The sequence below is a fragment of the Reichenbachiella ulvae genome (genome assembly GCF_025833875.1).
GTDB classification, from domain to species: Bacteria; Bacteroidota; Bacteroidia; order Cytophagales; family Cyclobacteriaceae; genus Reichenbachiella; species Reichenbachiella ulvae.
Map to the genome: position 1 here is coordinate 635,526 of NZ_JAOYOD010000001.1, position 18,027 is coordinate 653,552.

The window sequence follows — 18,027 nt, forward strand, 5'->3', positions numbered from 1 at the left end:
TTTTAGAGGGAAGAGCTTAAAAAATTAATCCCCCTCATTATGAAAACAACTCCGGAACATGATCAGAAAATAGCCAAAATGACTTTTGCGTCTGTCTATCCTCATTATATCGCTAAAGTGGAACGCAAGGGCAGGAGCCAGGCCGAATTGGATCAAGTAATTGAATGGTTGACTGGCTTTGGTGAGAAAGAGAAGCAAGCTCTGATTGAGAAGAAGGCGACTTTTGAGGTGTTCTTTGAGAGAGCACAATTGAACCCCAATGCACATCTGATCAAAGGGGTGATCTGTGGTTATCGAGTGGAGGAGCTCGAAACTCCTTTGACCCAAAAGGTACGCTATCTGGATATGTTGGTGGATGAACTGGCCAAGGGCAAAAAGATGGAGAAGATCTTAAGAGAAGAGTAGCTCCTTCATTTCCTATCAACCTGTCAGGTGCAAATCTGCGAGGAATTTAGTAAATTTATAAAGCAGCCAGCGAGCTTGGTATGAAAATCCTATAAAGCTATGTCGAAAGGATCGTTTTGTGTTCAATGGAAGATCAGCTACCCTTGGGCTTGATACTTCTTTATTGAAGGCATTTGTGTTTGATTAGTTCTTTTGGTTTAAACAAAAAGTTATGTCTACTACTCTCGTATTACCTCGCATGGTCAGTTTTTTGGTCTCTTTGATTGTTGCCGTTTTTTGGTATTGGGTATTTTATGATCACCTCTATATGTTGGCCGCTACATATTGCTTGTCTGCTGTGGTGATTTCTAATGTGCTGGAGCCAAAGAAGAAGAGATTAGCCAAACACTTTGGTTCGATCATGCTATTGCTCTCAGCTCTGACAATTTTTGCCTACGCTATTGTGAATGATTTGTCCTGAACATCGTTAAGCCAAACTAAGCTTGACGATGAAGGTGGTACCCATTCCAGGTTCCGAATCACACTCCAGTTCGCCTCCGAGTAGGCCGATGTATTTGTTGACTATAGATAAACCTAATCCGGTAGAACGCTCCCCGGCAGTAGCTTTCGCGCTCAATACCTGGAATTTCTTGAACATATTTCGTTGATCCTCATCTGTCATACCTGGCCCTTCGTCTTTGATCTCCACGACAGCCAGATGCCCTTCAGTTTTGAGATCTATAAATACGCGTGTGCCATGAGGGGAGAATTTGATGCCATTGGAAAGCAAGTTTTCGAACACATGGAATAGGTATTGTTCGTCACCCATCACTTCTACAGCTTCCTGTAGGTTGCTTTCTACGGTTATGTTCTTGGCACTGGCCTGTGTATTATAGTTCTCAATCACATGCTGCAATATCTCTTTCAGGTCTAACCTTTCGAATTGCTCAGAGGTTTTGGATTCGATTTTTTCTATATCCAGAATTCGAGTCACCATTTTGTTGAGTCTTCGTGACTCTGTGGCAATGTGGTTGATCATCCTTAGCTGTTCCTCATTGAGTTCATCTTCACCCGCCATGCCTAGGATTTTAGCCAGACCTGTGATGTTATTGATTGGCGCACGTAGATCGTGGGAGAGGATGTGGATGAAGTTGTTCTTTTCCTCATCGCGAGCGACCAGTTCCTCATTTCTTCGGGATAGCAGTGCATTTTGCTGCTCGATCATCTGTCGATGTTTGGTCAGGATCTCATTGGCTTTTGACTTCACCCGATTGCTATTGTAGAGGAAATAAGCGAAGATGAGAGCGAGAATGATACTGGCCAGAAGGATGTTTTGGATATAGGTCTGTTCTTTTGACTTCTTCTCGATCTGATAAAGCTCTTCGTTCATGAATTGCTTTTCCTTTTGTAGAAGCACGATTTCTTCGTTTTCTCCTTCTGCGATGTGCTGAATCAGTTCATTTACATCATAGCCCAGATATTTTTGGATGCCATTGGTTTTCAAAAGTTTGAATTCTTCGCTTTGTAGATATTCATTGAAGGGGATGGTCCAATCACTTTCAGGATTAAATACCAGACAGTAGCCAAATCCTTTTTTGGACATCAGGTTCAGTCTTTTGATATTCAGGTTGTTGTTGAGGGCCAGGATGTAGTTGGGTAGATCTACATACCCAAAGGCTTTTTTATTCTTCTCTATGTTTTTGATGATGTCATTACTCGAGGAAATGTATTCTATATCGAAATCCATGTCATGATCCACCTTCAGCTCATGCAAGTATTTATCATAAGTGGTTTGCTTTACCGATATAGCATGATACCCCATGAATAAATCGCTGAATTCCCCTCGATAGGATATGAAAGGAGCATCTCTATGGGTAATGAGTACTTGAATATCGGGAAAATAAGGGGCTGAAAACTGTACTTCAGCCTCTCGTTCGGGAATTTTGGATATGATGTCGAGACCAAAGTCTCCAATTTTAGAGTCGTTTTTGATGTGATTGTAGATTTCTCTGAAGCTGTTTTTTCTTTGCCAATTGATGTCCAGATTCAGCCCATAATGATTGAGTAGGTAGTATTTGAAACCCATCATCATTTCGTACTCCAGGCCCTTGAGGGTGCCATTTTCATTTACAATCATGAATGGCTCGGTGCTTCTAAAGTATACAGTGATGCTTCCTTTTTTGGCTTCCTGAAATTGTGACCAGGATATATCAGTAGCCAAAGAAGTGAAAGAACAAAACAGGAGGATCAAAACCCCAACTATATTAGCGCATTTTATCACGGCTTAAAGATATCAATTAAGTAAAAACTACTTAGAAGTTTGGCCGAATTATTGCGTAGAAATATTCTTGAAGAGAAAGTCTCTGAAAGTACGAGCATTTTTAATCTTTTTAATAATTTAGAGATTATCTTATATTTTTGTACTTTTAAAGGAAAGTGGATCACTCTTTCATTGGATTATGAATATAAAATCTGAGGAAATGCTTGGGGCATTTGATGAATGGAAGAGGGAAAAAACGAAAACAACAGAAATGATCGATCAGGCAAATAAAGGGACTAAGTCCAGTGAAGAGGTCAAACATGTCAGTGATTTTGATTTATATAACAAGATATACAACGAAAATATCCTGCTCATGTACAAAGGGGCCATCACGTTTGATTTGGTCACCTCTGTCATAGAAACCCTCGATCGCAAAGTAGCCCAGGTAGAAAGCGACAAAAAAGTTCAAAAGCTTTTTTATAGTGCAGCCGTTGAAGTGGTGCACAACCTCTATCATCACATGGATGAAATCAAAGGACAGTTCGACGATGTGTCAGATTATGATGCCAAGTCAGGGTTGATTACTGTTTTGGCCAAAGAGAAGTATTACAACATTTTGACGGGTAATTTTATCCCTACCAAAAACACATATGATCTCAAAGCCAAGATAGATGAGGTGAATACAACTGATAAAGATGGTTTGAGAGCTTTGTATAAAGAAACATTGAGCAATGGCCAGTTTTCAGACAAAGGGACTGCCGGACTTGGGTTGATTCAGTTGGCCCGAAAAACAGGCGAGAAGCTGAATTACAAGTTTGATAAAGTGAACGGAGAATATTCTTACTTCACGTTCCAGATCAAGATCAACAGAGAATAATAACGAATGATAAGAAAAGAAAAAGGCTCGATCTAAATCGAGCCTTTTTCTTTTATACGAATTCAACGTCTTTCAATTCTCCATCTGCAAAACTGGCACATCGCATAGAATGTCTCAATACTCCAGGTTTCATGATCGATTTGTTAAGTAGCATACGTACGCACTCCTGGATTCCTTCGATAATCGAGGGGTGAGGGTGGATAAGTTCAGCTAATTCACCAATGCCTTTACCCATAGAGATCAAAAGCGCGACCGCTTCAATGGAACTTGAGGCATGTTCGCCAACTACACGCATGCCCAGGACTCGCATTTCATCATCGTTAGAAACGATAATTTTCATGAATCCGTCGGTGTTTCTCATGGCTATCGCCCTGGAGATACAGCTATAGTCCAGGCTCACCACTTTGTATGGGATGCCCTGTTCTCTGGCCTTTACCTCATTCAATCCTACACCCGCTACCTCTGGGGCAAGAAACATGATGGTAGATATGTTTTCATAGATCAAGGGCTTTTCTGGTACGCCAAACATTTTTTCTACCGCATACCTACCTTCTAGTTCCCCCACATTCACCAAGGCAATATCTGCTGTAATATCACCTACTGCATATATGTTGGGTATGGAGGTTTGGGTCAGGTCATCTATGATTCCCCGGTTGTCCTTATTGATCTTGACAGAGCCAGCGATCAGGTTTTCATAGTTCGGGATACGTCCTACCGATACCAGTGCCTTCTCTACATGAAAGATTTCTTTTGATCCATTGTTGTATTCCAATGTGTAAACGACCATGCCGTTTTCGACTTTCATGTCGATCAGTTTCGAATTGCGGTGGATCAGTACTTCTTTGCTTTCGAGGTTGTTTTCTATGATGTCCACCACATCTTCATCTTCGAAGGGGAGGATGCGATTACCCTTATCAATCATGTGCACTTTGGTCTGACCAAAGTTCGAAAAGATAGTAGCAAACTCACAACCAATCACCCCAGCACCTACAATGACTATGCTTTTGGGGAATTCTCTCAGATTTTCAATTCCGTCACTCGTCAGGATTGTTTCTTCATCAATAGGAATATTGTCCAGTTTTCTTGGACGGCTACCAGTGGCCAATATGATGTTGTCAGCCTCGATCTCCATGTCTTCTCCTTCGTCCATTTTGATGGAAACGACATTGTTGCCTATCACCTTTCCAATGCCTTTTACATGATGGAAATATTCCCCGTGGCTATTGAGGTTAAGATTGTGCATGTGATGCTCCAGTAGCTCTCTTCTTTTGCCTACTGCTTTGTCTACTTCTGCTTTTAGAATTTGAAAGTTGTGTTCTGGTGCAGGTACGTTGGTAGATTTACAATGGGTACGGAGAGCAAATGCTTCTCTAGAAAGCTCCCACCAGGTCTTGGATGAAAGGGCACCATTGTGAATACCAGCACCACCTATTCTGTCTTTTTCTATTAAGAGGATTCTTTTCTTGAAATCAACGGCTCTCATAGCAGCGGCATAGCCAGCCGGCCCACCACCTATTACACAGACATCATATTTCTCCATTCGAGTTGATTTTAGTTTCAGGTCTTTTTTTGTAGCTGATCGTTTGTCTAATATAAGGCAATATCTCATGAAACAAGGAAAGAAAGACAGCCTTATTGAATACTCTGGTCATCAGCCTTGTAATATTCCTAGATTACTTATAATTGTAGCCGTAAACTTTTAAAGTCTCCTATGCGCAGCAGAAATATCGCCGCACTTGTCCTAACCATTGTCTCATTAGCGATTTTGTATCCAGGGCTCACCTTGCCCATGTTGCGAATCACAGTGGCTGCTGATTTGCCTATTCTTGGACGTACAACATTTTTTGAGCAGACTCAGAGTATATTAGAGACTATTGATACCCTTTATAGCAACAATAATAAGTTCGTAGGGATTCTTATTTTACTGTTTAGTATCATCATTCCCATAGCGAAAGGTGTCTCCATGATGGCAGTGCTATTGGTAAAGAAGGCCGCCTGGAAACTTCAGCTTTATAGAGTGGTACATTCTATTGGGAAATGGTCTATGGCTGATGTGTTTGTAGTAGGTATTTTTATTGCGTTTTTATCTACTGAGTCCAATAGGTCGGTGGAGGCTGAGTTGTTTGAAGGGTTCTACTATTTTACTGCCTATTGTTTGGTTTCCCTTCTTAGTATCCAGTTGGTAAAGCTGGATTGATCCGAGAGAATTGCAGGTTGTTTTTCGATACTTTTACTACGTAGTTTCTGCGTATATTCTCAATAAAGTGGGGGTTCTACGTTAATATATTCAACGAAAGTTTGATATTGTTGAAATTGTTAACACTTTTGATTTTTAATTATATCCGCAGTGAAAAAGCTAAAGCTAAGAACCGATTATCGATTCGATTTTCACTTGATAGGAATAATGTCAAAGTCCAAAGAATACACAGTTTCCTGGGCCATCAACCAGGCATTGGGTACTGTACTAAAGAAGGAAAAGGACTTGGAAATAGAGATGAAAAAGGGAGGGGTTTTTCGAGTTTCGAACTATCAATTTGAAAATGATTTGCTCCGCTACACGCTCTTATCCAATACTTTGATTTCAGGACCAACGAAGACCCAAAAATTATTGGTTCCATCACTTGGGCATTTTGATTATCTATTGAAGATCGAAGAATTCGAAGAGAATTCAGATTTGAGAGAAATCTATGGACAGTTGCGAAATGCGGCTAAAATAGAAACGATGGTCAAGCTGGATGTGAATAAAATTAAGGAAAAGGAGAGTTTTATATTTTAACTAATACAGTAATTGATGCAATCAAAAAGGGCAAAAATCATCGCTACTCTAGGGCCGGCGAGTCAGGACAAGGAAATGATCAAGAAGCTTATCCATGCGGGAGCTGACGTTTTCAGATTGAACTTTTCTCACGGCACGCACCAGGATCACCTGGAAAGAATCAATGCGATTAATGAAGTCAATGAAGAATTGGGAACGAATGTTTGCAAGCTTCAGGATTTGCAGGGGCCGAAAATCAGAATCGGCGAAATGGAAAATGGTGGAGCAGAGATCGTCCCAGGTCAGAAGCTTACTATTTTGACTGAAGATATCTTAGGCAATAGTGAGAGAGTAAGTACGACTTACAAGCCGATGGCTACTGATGTAGTGAAGGACGACTTGATCCTGGTAGATGATGGAAATTTACAGTTAAAAGTACTTTCTTCTGACGGTAAGGAAGTAGTGACTGAGGTTGTTCATGGAGGAATGCTTAAGTCAAGAAAAGGCATCAACTTGCCAGATACGGCAATTTCTGCTCCTTCTTTGACAGAAAAAGATAGAGAAGATTTAGAATTCGGATTGGAGCATGATGTGGATTGGGTGGCATTGTCATTCGTTCGTAATGCACAAGACATTGAGGAGCTTAGAGAGATTATCACAGCTAGAGGTAAAAGCACCAAAATCATAGCGAAGATCGAAAAGCCAGAGGCTGTTGCTGATATCGATGCGATCATCGCAGCGACTGATGCCATCATGGTGGCCCGTGGTGACTTAGGGGTTGAAGTTTTGATGGAAGATGTACCTCCGATCCAAAAGTCAATTGTTAAGAAATGTAATAACCTGGGCAAGCCGGTAATTGTGGCTACTCAGATGCTTGAGAGTATGACTGAGAATCCTCGTCCGACCAGAGCGGAGGCCAATGACGTGGCTAACTCCATTTATGATGGAGCGGATACTGTGATGCTTTCTGCTGAGTCTGCTTCAGGTAAATTCCCAGTAGAATCGGTTGAGAGTATGTCGAGATGTATTGCTGCTATCGAAAAATCAACTGATGTGGTTTTTAACAAACCTTGGGAAGAGTCAGGTAGAACGGATTTAGGTGCAAATAGCTTGTTGGTGAGCTCTGCAGTGAGATTGAGTAAGGCAGTTGAGGCTAAGGCAATTATCGGTATGACTAAATCAGGTTATACAGGTTTGAGTTTGGCTAAAAACAGACCAGAGGCTAACATCTATATGTTCACGAACAATAAGGCTGTATTGAGCCAATTGAATTTGGTTTGGGGTCTGAAAATATTCTACTATGACGAGCAGAAGAGTACTGAAGAAACATTTGATGATTTAGTTGCAATCCTAAAAGACAAAGGATATTTGAAGACTGGAGATACTTATGTGACTACAGCAGCTATGCCGCTACACTGGCAGTCTAAGACGAACATGATGAAAGTGGATGAGGTAAAATAATTTATCCTCATTTGATAGATTGCGAAAGCCAAATTTTATAGTTTTAAGCCGTTTTATTTCATACAAATAATCACCGGCTTGATGCAACTGATAAAGTTTGGCTTTCTTTTTTTTATAACTCTGTTTTTCCTGTCCTCCTCACTCTTTGCTCAAACTGTAGAAGAGAACTATCTAAAAGCAAAAGGATATTTTGATCAGGAACAGTACTCCTTTGCCATGGAGTATTTTAGACAAATCTCTGCGCAGCACAAGCAGAGTCCTTATCAACCCTATGCCTCATTTTATTATGCACTAGCTGCATATAAAACAGAGCAGTACAGCACCGCCAAATCCATGTGGTTGCAAATGACCACCAAGAATAAGAAGTGGGAAAAGATGCCTGAGGTTTACTATTGGCTGTCAGAGCTTTACTTTTTAGAGGAGGATTATGCAAATGGGGTCCTTTATGCCAAGAAATCGTCATTGCCGGAGAGTAAAAAATTGATGGAGCAATCTCTCAATGATGTAGATAGTGTAGATACACTTGAGAAGATTTATTATCAATTTCCCGACGATGAAGTAGTGGCGAGCGCACTTGTTACTAAAATCGTAGCACAACCTATTACCGCTCGTAATCATGCGCTACTGGATATGGTGCTAGATAAGTTCGGATTCAAAGAATCTGATTTTGGGATGGCTGTTGTAGGGGAGAGTGTGAAAAAAGATACTTATAAGGTTGCCGTTTTGATGCCCTTTTTGTTTGATGGTCTTGACAATCCGAGAAGAACCATTCGAAATGCTTTTGTGATGGATTTGTTCCATGGTATGCAGGAGGCGGCTGCTCAGCTAAACAAGAAAGGTAAGAAAATTGAGCTGGTGGCTTATGATACAAAGAGAGATTCTGCTGTGACAGCAGGTTTACTAAGCCTTCCAGAAATGAAATCCATGGACCTGATAGTGGGGCCTTTGTTTCCTGTTCCGCATAAGCTGGCTTCAGATTTCTGCTATCAAAATCAAATCAATTTAATCCATCCTCTGTCGTCTAGTTCTGATGTGATTGGTGGTAATCCTTTTTCATTTCTTTTCCAGTCTAGTATAGAGGCCAGAGCCTTGGCTGCTGCACAGATTGCTATCGATAGCGTTGAGAATAAAAATGCCATGATCTTTTATGAGGACAATGCGAGAGATTCGTTGAGTGCATATACTTATGCGCAAAGGATCATGGAAGAAGGATTTGAAGTGCTGATGATTGAGGGAGTAGTGGATACTACGGTGCGTTCCACTTACAATATGCTGACAGCCAAGTATGAAAGGGTGTATTCCGAAGCGAAAGCAGATTCGATCAGATCTAGGAACAGTAAAAGAGTGATCAAAGAAAGAAGGTCGACCAGAGAAAAGGATAAGATTGAGTATTATGAGGAGTTTTTTAGGATTGCACCTGATAGTATTGGTCATATATATGTAGCCTCTTCCAAAACTTTGTTTGCGTCTAATTACATCAGTGCCATAGAGATACGCGCGGATAGTACCGTAATCATAGGTAGAGGAGAATGGAGAGAGTCTGAGACTCTTACCCTGGAAGAAATGGAACGTTTAGGGGTTTATTTTATAGATCCATTGTATGAGCAGAAAAACAAGGCAAGCTATCACCAGTTTAGGGATGCTTATACTAAAAAATACAGGAAGGTACCTACAGAGAATGCTAAGGTTGGTTTTGACATGATGATGCTACTTGGGGAAATGATGATCAAGTATGGTAGCTATTTTCAGACGGGAAACCTAGAAGAAGGATTCGTGCCAGGTAAGGTGTACTCTGGAGTGTGGTACGATCGAATGAATTATAACCAATATGTGCCGATTACGGTAATGAAGGATTCTGAATTACAAATAGTCAATGAGCCAAATGATGGAAAAGGGGAAGAGTAAGGAAATATTTGCGCAAGCACAATCGAGTATTCCAGGTGGAGTGAATTCACCTGTGCGGGCTTTCAAAGCAGTGGGAGGAGATCCGATATTTATGGAGTCTGCTGCCGGTGCTTACATGAAAGATATCGATGGGAATCAATATATAGATCTGATCAATAGCTGGGGTCCGATGATTTTAGGGCATGGCAATGAACTGATCGCTGAAGCCGTGAAGCAAGCGGTGTCTCGCTCCTTGTCGTTTGGTACACCTACCAGTGCGGAAGTAGAAATGGCTGAGTTGATCTGTAAGATGGTACCCTCTATCGAACAGGTAAGAATGGTGAACTCAGGAACTGAGGCTACTATGTCAGCCATCAGAGTAGCTAGAGGATATACGAAAAGAGATAAAATCATCAAGTTCGAAGGTTGCTATCATGGGCATGGTGATTCTTTCTTGATTGCTGCAGGTAGTGGTGCAGCGACTATGGGTGAACCGAATAGCCCAGGGGTCACCAAAGGTACGGCACAGGATACCCTGACCGCTCCATACAACGATCTGGACAAACTAAAAGAAATTGTGGCTGCCAACAAAGATCAGGTAGCAGCTATCATCCTGGAACCCGTAGCGGGCAATATGGGGTGTGTGACACCAGTTGAAGGATATTTAGAAGGCATGCGTCAGCTTTGTGATCAGGAAGGAATTGTGCTCATTTTTGATGAAGTGATGACCGGTTTTCGTTTGGCACCTGGTGGGGCTCAAGAACTGTATGGTGTGATGCCAGACATGACTACTCTAGGTAAGATCATAGGTGGTGGGATGCCAGTAGGTGCATATGGTGGAAAGAAAGAAATCATGCAAATGGTTTCTCCATCTGGACCTGTATACCAGGCAGGTACACTTTCAGGCAATCCTGTAGCGATGGCTGCAGGTCTCGAAATGCTAAAGTATTTAGATAGTCACCGCGAGCTTTACGCCTCATTAGAGTCGACACAGCAGCAGATTGTGAAAGGGATGCAGGAGACTTTGGATGAATTAGGGCTGAACTACACCATGAATGCAGTCGGCTCTATGTATAGCATGTTCTTTACTGATCAGAAGGTTGTAGATTTCGAAACAGCCAAGAGTAGTGACCTGGATAAGTTTGGTGCCTATTTCAATGAAATGCTGAACAATGGTGTTTATTTGGCTCCTTCTCAATTCGAAACATTATTCCTGTCGACTGCCATAGGCCAGAAGGAAGTAGAACAGATCTTATCAGCACATAAAAAGGCGTTGCAAACCATTAATAGCTAGTCGTCATTGTCACAGCTAGAGCTAAATAGCGACTTTGAAGACGAAATTGACGATTTCGCCACCTATTTTGCAGATGTAATTTTACCCATTCCTTTACCCGGAACATATACCTATCGGGTCCCTCGCAGTATGCAGGAGGGACTTCAGATTGGTTGTCGGGTTATCGTGCAGTTTGGGAAAAAGAAGATCTATACCGGGGTTATTTCCTCCATACATACTCAGGCGCCAAAAGTTTATGAGGCTAAGTTGATTATGGAATGCCTGGATATGCATCCATCCATCAACGAAAATCAATTGAAGCTTTTTCACTGGATGGCACGCTACTATATGTGTACAGTTGGTGAGGTGCTCAATGCTGGATTGCCAAGTGGCTTGAAATTGAATAGTGAATCCTTTATTCAACTCAATCCTGATTTTGAAGAAGATCAGGGGGAGTATTCTGAAAAAGAAGAAAAGGTACTTGAAGCACTTGCTTCCAACGATCGTTTGTCTTATCAGGATGTGTCTGATGTTTTAGGCATCAAAATGATTCATCCGGTTTTGAAATCCCTTATCCAAAAGGGAAGAATCCTGCTATATGAACAGGTAAAGGATAAATACAAACCCAAAACCAGGAAGGTAGTATTTCTAGATGATAAATTCCTTTCCGAGGATCAGGAGATGGAGCAGTTGTTCGAACAGCTAGAGAAGAAGCAGAAGCAATTGGAGGTACTTTTGAAGTACCTTAGCATCATCCGTCTTGACGAAGGGTTGGGAGGGGATTCTAAAGTGGATAAGAAAGAGTTGATAGAGGCAGGTCTATCAGATTCTGCTATCAAAACACTGATCAAGAATGGGGTCTTTCATGAGAAAGAGGAGATAGTACCCCGTATACAATTCAAAGGGAAAAACTCAGATTCTACCATTGATTTGTCAGAGGCTCAGGAGGCAGCACTTAGCGGAATAGTAGAAGGGTTTCAGGCCAATCAGCCTGTCTTACTTCATGGTATTACTGGCAGTGGTAAAACTGAAGTTTACATCGAACTAATTCAACAAGCTGTAGAAAGCGGCGGTCAGGTTTTGTATCTCTTGCCGGAGATTGCATTGACCACACAGATCGTGACCAGACTTTTCAAGGTTTTTGGGGCCGATATGGGGGTGTATCACTCCAAATATTCGGATAACGAGCGGGTAGAAATATGGAATCAAGTCAATGAAGGAAAGGTTAATATCGTAGCAGGGGTCCGCTCTTCTTTGTTTTTACCATTCGATAATTTGGCTTTGATCATCGTAGATGAAGAGCATGAGTCTTCCTTTAAGCAATATGATCCTGCTCCCAGGTACCATGCCAGAGATAGTGCTATTTGGCTCGCACAGTTGCATCAAGCCAATGTGTTGCTTGGCTCAGCTACACCTTCCCTGGAGAGCTATCATAATGCCCTCGATGGTAAGTATCATTTAGTGGAGTTGAATCAGCGCTTTGGCAAAGGGAGTCTACCGGGTTTTCAATTGGCTAATATCCTGAATGCCAGAAAAGCCAAAAGAATGCAGGGAGACTTTACCCCCGAATTGATAGAAGGCATTACGGCAGCATTAGACAAGAAAGAACAAGTGATTCTGTTTCAGAATCGAAGAGGATACTCTCCCTATCTCATATGCAACGATTGTAATCATGTGCCTAAGTGCCAGAGCTGTGATGTGAGTTTGACCTTTCATATGCATTCCAATCATTTGGTCTGTCACTATTGTGGGTATAAGGAATCTGTGCCGGCAGTCTGTGACGCTTGTGGGTCTACTGCCATCCGTACTGTGGGGGTAGGGACTGAAAAGATTGAAGAAGATCTCAAAATCTTGTTCCCTGAAGCGCATATCCAAAGAATGGATCAGGATACAACTCGTAGTAAGTATGGGTATCAGAATATTATTGACCGATTCGAGAAGGGCGATACAGACATCCTTGTAGGTACTCAGATGCTCAGCAAGGGCCTTGACTTTGATAAAGTTTCATTGGTGGGTGTTTTTGATTATGATCGTATTGTTCATTTTCCAGATTTCCGATCACACGAAAGAGCATTTCAGTTGATTACCCAGGTCAGTGGCCGGGCGGGTAGGAAAGATGATCAAGGCAAGGTCGTGATACAAACAGGGGAGCCAGAAGGAGCCCTTTTGCAGTTGATATTAAGGGGGGATTACAAAGGCTTTTTCAATCAGGAAATATTGGAGCGCAGCAATTTTCGTTATCCGCCCTTTCATCGTATGATCAAGGTGATACTCAAGCATAAAGAACCAAAAGTCGTTCAACAGGCTGCCCAGGAATATGTAGCGGTGTTGTCGGCAGAGCTAGGTAGAAAGCGGGTGCTGGGACCACAGACACCAGTGATTGGTAGAATCAGAAACTTGTATATCGAGGAGATCTTTTTAAAAATGGAGAAGAAAGGGGTAAGCGTAAATAAATTCAAAGATTTGGTCTATCAGAAGGGCTTAGAACTTAAAAAGAAAAAAGATTATAGTACTTTGAGACTATATTTTGATGTAGATCCTGTGTAGGATACAATCATTGCCTATCTTTCTCGTTGGTAGTTTGATGTCAAAAGAATATTTTTGATGTTGACTGAAGCAGAATTTTCTAAAACTTATTGATATATGAAAACCCTTAAGACCTATCTATCATTGCTACTCATGCTATTGGTATTAGGTGCCCATGCACAAACCAAATATGATAAACTCCTCGAAAAGGCCGATGATGCCTATGAAGTAGGGGATTATGAGGATGCTAGATCCGAAATTGATAAGATAAAGAAGAAGTCCACCAAGAAATTGGGACCCAACAATGACTTCATGCCAATCGCTTATATCAAAGAGGCTAAATATGATGTAGCATTGGGCTTTTTATCCGGTATTGAACAAAATGTAACCAAAGGTCTGGAACTCAGTACCTCCATCAACGGAGACAAAAGTGAAGTACATGCCTTGTTGCTAAAGGAAGCCACAGAGGTAATGATTCAGTATGGCCATTTGGTAGCCGCCAAGAGGTATCTAGATGATGCTCGTTCGATTTTGGAAGGTGCCGGAATGGATGAGGATCTGGAGGCAAGTCTAGATGTGTTAGAGTCTCAGATCTATGTCGGTCGAGGGTATTACAATGAGGCATTGGCCCTTATTGATAAAAGAATGCCGTTTTACCTCAGAAGAGCATTGAACGAGGACGGGAGAAGATGGATGGTTCGTGAGCGAAAGAGAGATCTGGCTCGCATGATGATCCATAAAGGGAATGCCTATCGCAAGATGGGTAATTATCTAAGTGCCGATTCTTCATTTGTCTATGCCGATGAATGGATCAAAAAGAATTTGGGAAAGGCTGATATTCTATATTCAGAAAATCAGTTCTGGAATACTTATTTGTTAGAAGAAAATGGATTGGAAATAGGGGCTGTAGTAGATCTATATGAAAAGGCCTTTACTCATACCATTAGAAAATACAGTCGATCTCACTATGTCACTGTGATGATTCAGGAGAGGTTGATCAAGAGCTACATTAAGAATGGCAACAGAGGTAAGCTGAAAGCTGAAGAAGAGCAATTCAGAAAAACCATCAAGCAGGACTACGGAAATAAGAGTATGTATAGCTTGATGCTGAAGACGCTCGAGTACGATGTGTTGATGGGAGGAAAAGATGTAGGACTTGAAAATAAAGTGGACAAGATCCTTAATGTGGAATCTTTGATCCCGCAGTACCACCCTAAGAGAATTGAGCTTCTGACGTTTGCTAATAAGATAGCCATCATCAATGGTAGAAATGATAATTCACACATCTACCTAAATAAAATTTTAGATATCAAAGAGGTGCTTTATGGTACTGAGTCGCCTGAGTACAATTTGTCTAAGGTGCACTTGGCTAATTACTATGTGGATTACACCGAGAACTTTGATGAAGCGCTTGAAATCTATGAGAATAGCTGGGCTAAAATAGTAGAGCCACAGATTACGGAAGGACATTTGGATTATGTAGATGTGCTTGATCATCAGGCTTTGTTTTATGAAGAAAATGACCAGTATGACAAGGCGCAGGAGATTCTGGATATTGCCTTGGAAGCTTGTAGAAGAAAGTATGATGATCAAGATCCAGAATACGCCCTTGAGTTAGATAAGATTGCTAATCTTCAGTTCAAAATTGGTTTATACAGCGAGGCTGAGGATAACATAGAAATCGCGATGGAGATTCTTGAGAATTCTGATACAGAATTTGCAGAATCCTATTACGCGCAATCTCTTATTACACATGCTACACTTTTGGCTATCAAAGGGGAGTATGACGATGCTGAGGATAATATCAATGAGTCAGAAAGATTGAAGAAGCATGGAGTTCGAACTGTTGAGACTTCAGGTATTGAGGTAGAGGATGAGTTGGCTGAGGTGTTTTTGGATATTGGTAGATATAGAGAAGCACAAAAGCTGATCAAGAAAGACCTGGAAAAGAAAAGGGCCAGGTATGGGGCGAATTCCAGACACTTAAATGATCCATTGGTTTTGTTTTCAAGATCAGAAATGATTTTGGGTCACTACAATGAAGCTGAGCAAGCAGCACAGCAAGCCAATAAAATAGCCACCGATATATTTGGTACAGAGTCATCGAAGGTGACACCAAGTTTAATGGCATTGGCTAAAATCAACACGTTGGTTGGTGATTATGAAACCGCCATTGACATCTTGGAGAAGGTGATAGATATCCGTGAAGAACAATTTGGCTATACGCATATAGATGTGGCAAGAGCTGTTTCTGAGTTGGCATTGGTGAAATTCTATAACAATGAACCTACAGAAGAAGTAGAGGAGCTATTCTTAAGAGCCGAAAAAATCATTGGAAGAAAATTGGGGGCTTCCAATCCTACTTATGCTAATATCTTAAAAAACCTTGCGGTCGTTTATATCGCAGATGCCAGATACAATGAGGCAATGACTTTTTTGGATGAAGCTCAGGCCATTTGGAGTAAAAAGATTGGTGCCAGAAATAACATTAATGCAGCTAGTATTTTGATGTTGAAAGGAGATGTGAATTACAGCAAGCATGACTATGGTGTCGCAGAAGGTTACTATGAAGACGCTAAAAAGCTTTATGAAAAATTCTTCAATAGCAATCACCCTGAGTATGTGAAGGTGTTGTCCAAGTTGAGTAAAACCTATTTCATGGAAGGGGATGTTAAGAAATCTCAAGAGTCCATCGAAGAGGTGCTGGGCAATTATTCTGCATTTATTAAGGAGTATTTTCCTGCATTGAGTGAGAGGGAGAAAGCAAAATTCTGGAATACGATCAAATCGGATTATGAATTTTACAGCACACTAGTAATCAACTACAATAGAAAGAATGACGAAATGATCGGGAATCTTTACAATAATGCCCTTTTGACTAAGGCGTTGCTGTTAAGCTCGTCGATCAAGATTCGTCAAAGAATTCTTACTTCGAATGATGAAGAACTGAAGGCTATTTATCAGGATTGGGAAGCCAAAAAGGACTTGCTAACAAAAGTGTTGTCCATGAGTACAGATCAGTTGCTGCAGGCGGGGATCGATGGTCAGGCTTTGCTAGGAGAAGTAGAAGATCTTGAGAAGCAGTTGAGTGAGAAGTCAGAAGATTTCTCTAGTGGCTTTGATAAGAAAGTAGTGACCTGGGATGAAGTGAAAAATGCTTTAGGTCCTGATGAAGTGGCTTTGGAGATGATTCGTTTTAGAGTCTTCGATCATGAGTTTTCAGAGGATTCGGTAATGTATGCAGTGCTTTATCTGAAAAATGAAGGCAAGAAAAGTGCGCCAGGTTTGATCTTGTTGAAAAACGGAAAGGACCTTGAGACTAAGTATTTGAAATACTATAGAAATAGTATCAGGTACCGTGTAGATGATCCTAAGTCATATGAAAACTTCTGGAAACCAATTCAGGATGTGGTAGGCAACCCAGGTAAGATTTATCTTTCTGCAGATGGAGTATATAATCAGATCAATCTGGAGGCTATCAAACTTGCAGACGGTACTTATGTACTGGATAGATCAAATATTATTCTCATCAGTAATACCAAGGATTTGTATTTGGATCAGGTGACTACACAACTCACGCAACAGGCCAATACAGCCACCATGTTTGGTGATCCTAAGTACTATGTAGCGACAACACCGGGTGAATGGACGGGACGAGCGGAAATGCGTGGAGGAAACCCGGAAGTAGTAGGTCGACTATATGGAACGGCAGAGGAGATCGAAGGCTTGAAAGATAAATTAAGAAGTGACGGTTGGATCACAGAAGACTTCCTTCAGGATGAAGCTACAGAGCAGGCAGTTAAGGATATGGACAATCCAAGAATATTCCATATTGCTACTCACGGTTTTTTCCAGCCTGATGCTGACCTCAGTGCAGAAGATATAGCGATGAACGAAAATGCAGCCGCTCAGAATCCGTTGTTGAAAACTGGTTTGCTAATGGCAGGAGCTGGTGACATTCTCAACGAAACGACTTCTAACTTCAACATCGATGATGGTGTGCTGACTGCATATGAAGCCATGAACCTGAATCTTGATAAAACGGATTTGGTGGTGCTTTCTGCCTGTGAGACTGGTCTTGGTGAGATTGAGGCTGGTGAAGGTGTTTACGGGCTTCAGAGAGCCTTCTTAGTGGCAGGTGCTCGTACGATTATCATGTCATTGTTCAAAGTGTCTGATGAGGCCACTCAGAAGCTAATGAATAAGTTTTATGAGAAATGGTTAGAGACAGGAGATAAGAGAAGTTCTTTCATCCTTGCTAAGCAAGAAATTAGAGACGAATACAAAGATCCAATCTTCTGGGGACCATTCATCATGATTGGATTGGACTAAAGATTAGAATTACAAATACAATGCAAAGCAGCTCACTTGATTGTGAGCTGCTTTTTTTATGTCAATAGTTGTTGAGACAATGGAGGTATTGAAGCAAGAGTAATTCACACCCTTACCTGTTTTATTTAGTAACCGAATAGGTAGCCGTAAGTATTAATTTTTTTCGATTTTCATGGAGGCCTAAAGCAGACAATAAAAGGTAGCGATTGAACAATAACCTCAATTTTGAATATCGAATAATGAAGCTCGAATTCCGAAGTGCTCAGATTTTATCG

General features: G+C 41.2%; 12 protein-coding genes. 10 read left to right on the forward strand and 2 right to left on the reverse strand.

Features of this window, described 5'->3' with window-relative positions:
• Window positions 1-39 precede the first annotated feature (39 nt).
• Complete coding sequence (locus tag N7U62_RS02270; RefSeq protein WP_264136255.1) at window positions 40-405, forward strand: DUF2200 domain-containing protein; 366 nt, start codon at window positions 40-42, stop codon at window positions 403-405.
• Window positions 406-616: 211 nt separating this feature from the next.
• Window positions 617-865, forward strand: a complete 249-nt coding sequence (locus N7U62_RS02275) for a hypothetical protein (RefSeq protein WP_264136256.1) — start codon at window positions 617-619, stop codon at window positions 863-865.
• A gap of 6 nt (window positions 866-871) precedes the next feature.
• Here the strand turns inward: N7U62_RS02275 and N7U62_RS02280 are convergent, their stop codons facing one another.
• A complete protein-coding gene (locus N7U62_RS02280) occupies window positions 872-2,665 on the reverse strand; it encodes an ATP-binding protein (RefSeq protein WP_264136257.1) in 1,794 nt (597 codons plus the stop codon).
• Between the two features lie 178 nt (window positions 2,666-2,843).
• Here N7U62_RS02280 and N7U62_RS02285 point away from each other — a divergent pair, with 178 nt between their 5' ends.
• Complete coding sequence (locus tag N7U62_RS02285) at window positions 2,844-3,521, forward strand: SiaB family protein kinase (protein ID WP_264136258.1); 678 nt, start codon at window positions 2,844-2,846, stop codon at window positions 3,519-3,521.
• 52 nt (window positions 3,522-3,573) lie between these two features.
• Here N7U62_RS02285 and N7U62_RS02290 read toward each other — a convergent pair whose 3' ends face one another.
• Window positions 3,574-5,061 carry a dihydrolipoyl dehydrogenase family protein gene (locus N7U62_RS02290; protein WP_264136259.1) on the reverse strand — a complete coding sequence of 496 codons (1,488 nt, stop codon included), beginning with the start codon at window positions 5,059-5,061 and terminating at the stop codon, window positions 3,574-3,576.
• Between the two features lie 171 nt (window positions 5,062-5,232).
• Here N7U62_RS02290 and N7U62_RS02295 point away from each other — a divergent pair, with 171 nt between their 5' ends.
• The 7 genes from N7U62_RS02295 to N7U62_RS02325 all read left to right on the forward strand — a co-directional run bounded on the left by N7U62_RS02295 (window position 5,233) and on the right by N7U62_RS02325 (window position 17,752).
• On the forward strand, window positions 5,233-5,718 hold the full coding sequence (locus N7U62_RS02295; protein ID WP_264136260.1) for a paraquat-inducible protein A: 486 nt from the start codon (window positions 5,233-5,235) through the stop codon (window positions 5,716-5,718).
• A gap of 150 nt (window positions 5,719-5,868) precedes the next feature.
• A complete protein-coding gene (locus N7U62_RS02300; RefSeq protein ID WP_264136261.1) occupies window positions 5,869-6,297 on the forward strand; it encodes an IPExxxVDY family protein in 429 nt (142 codons plus the stop codon).
• 15 nt (window positions 6,298-6,312) lie between these two features.
• Window positions 6,313-7,737 (forward strand): pyruvate kinase, encoded by a 1,425-nt coding sequence (pyk, locus tag N7U62_RS02305; RefSeq protein ID WP_264136262.1) that lies wholly within the window; start codon window positions 6,313-6,315, stop codon window positions 7,735-7,737.
• An 81-nt stretch (window positions 7,738-7,818) separates the two neighbouring features.
• Window positions 7,819-9,642, forward strand: a complete 1,824-nt coding sequence (locus tag N7U62_RS02310; protein ID WP_264136263.1) for an ABC transporter substrate-binding protein — start codon at window positions 7,819-7,821, stop codon at window positions 9,640-9,642.
• Entirely contained in the window at window positions 9,623-10,915 is a 1,293-nt protein-coding gene (gene hemL / locus N7U62_RS02315; protein ID WP_264136264.1) for a glutamate-1-semialdehyde 2,1-aminomutase, read from the forward strand. The genes N7U62_RS02310 and hemL overlap by 20 nt, the downstream gene beginning before the upstream one ends.
• Window positions 10,916-10,921: 6 nt before the next feature.
• The gene (gene priA / locus N7U62_RS02320; RefSeq protein ID WP_264136265.1) at window positions 10,922-13,441 is read left to right on the forward strand and encodes a replication restart helicase PriA; all 2,520 of its coding nucleotides are present in this window, start codon (window positions 10,922-10,924) and stop codon (window positions 13,439-13,441) included.
• A gap of 96 nt (window positions 13,442-13,537) precedes the next feature.
• Window positions 13,538-17,752, forward strand: a complete 4,215-nt coding sequence (locus tag N7U62_RS02325) for a CHAT domain-containing protein (protein ID WP_264136266.1) — start codon at window positions 13,538-13,540, stop codon at window positions 17,750-17,752.
• Window positions 17,753-18,027: the final 275 nt, after the last annotated feature.

Coding starts and splice junctions, on each gene's coding strand:
- N7U62_RS02310 (WP_264136263.1), top strand. CDS start 7,819: ATGCAACTGATAAAGTTTGGCTTTCTTTTTTTTATAACTCTGTTTTTC.
- N7U62_RS02290 (WP_264136259.1), bottom strand. CDS start 5,061: ATGGAGAAATATGATGTCTGTGTAATAGGTGGTGGGCCGGCTGGCTAT.
- N7U62_RS02285 (WP_264136258.1), top strand. CDS start 2,844: ATGAATATAAAATCTGAGGAAATGCTTGGGGCATTTGATGAATGGAAG.
- N7U62_RS02270 (WP_264136255.1), top strand. CDS start 40: ATGAAAACAACTCCGGAACATGATCAGAAAATAGCCAAAATGACTTTT.
- pyk (WP_264136262.1), top strand. CDS start 6,313: ATGCAATCAAAAAGGGCAAAAATCATCGCTACTCTAGGGCCGGCGAGT.
- N7U62_RS02275 (WP_264136256.1), top strand. CDS start 617: ATGTCTACTACTCTCGTATTACCTCGCATGGTCAGTTTTTTGGTCTCT.
- N7U62_RS02325 (WP_264136266.1), top strand. CDS start 13,538: ATGAAAACCCTTAAGACCTATCTATCATTGCTACTCATGCTATTGGTA.
- hemL (WP_264136264.1), top strand. CDS start 9,623: ATGGAAAAGGGGAAGAGTAAGGAAATATTTGCGCAAGCACAATCGAGT.
- N7U62_RS02295 (WP_264136260.1), top strand. CDS start 5,233: ATGCGCAGCAGAAATATCGCCGCACTTGTCCTAACCATTGTCTCATTA.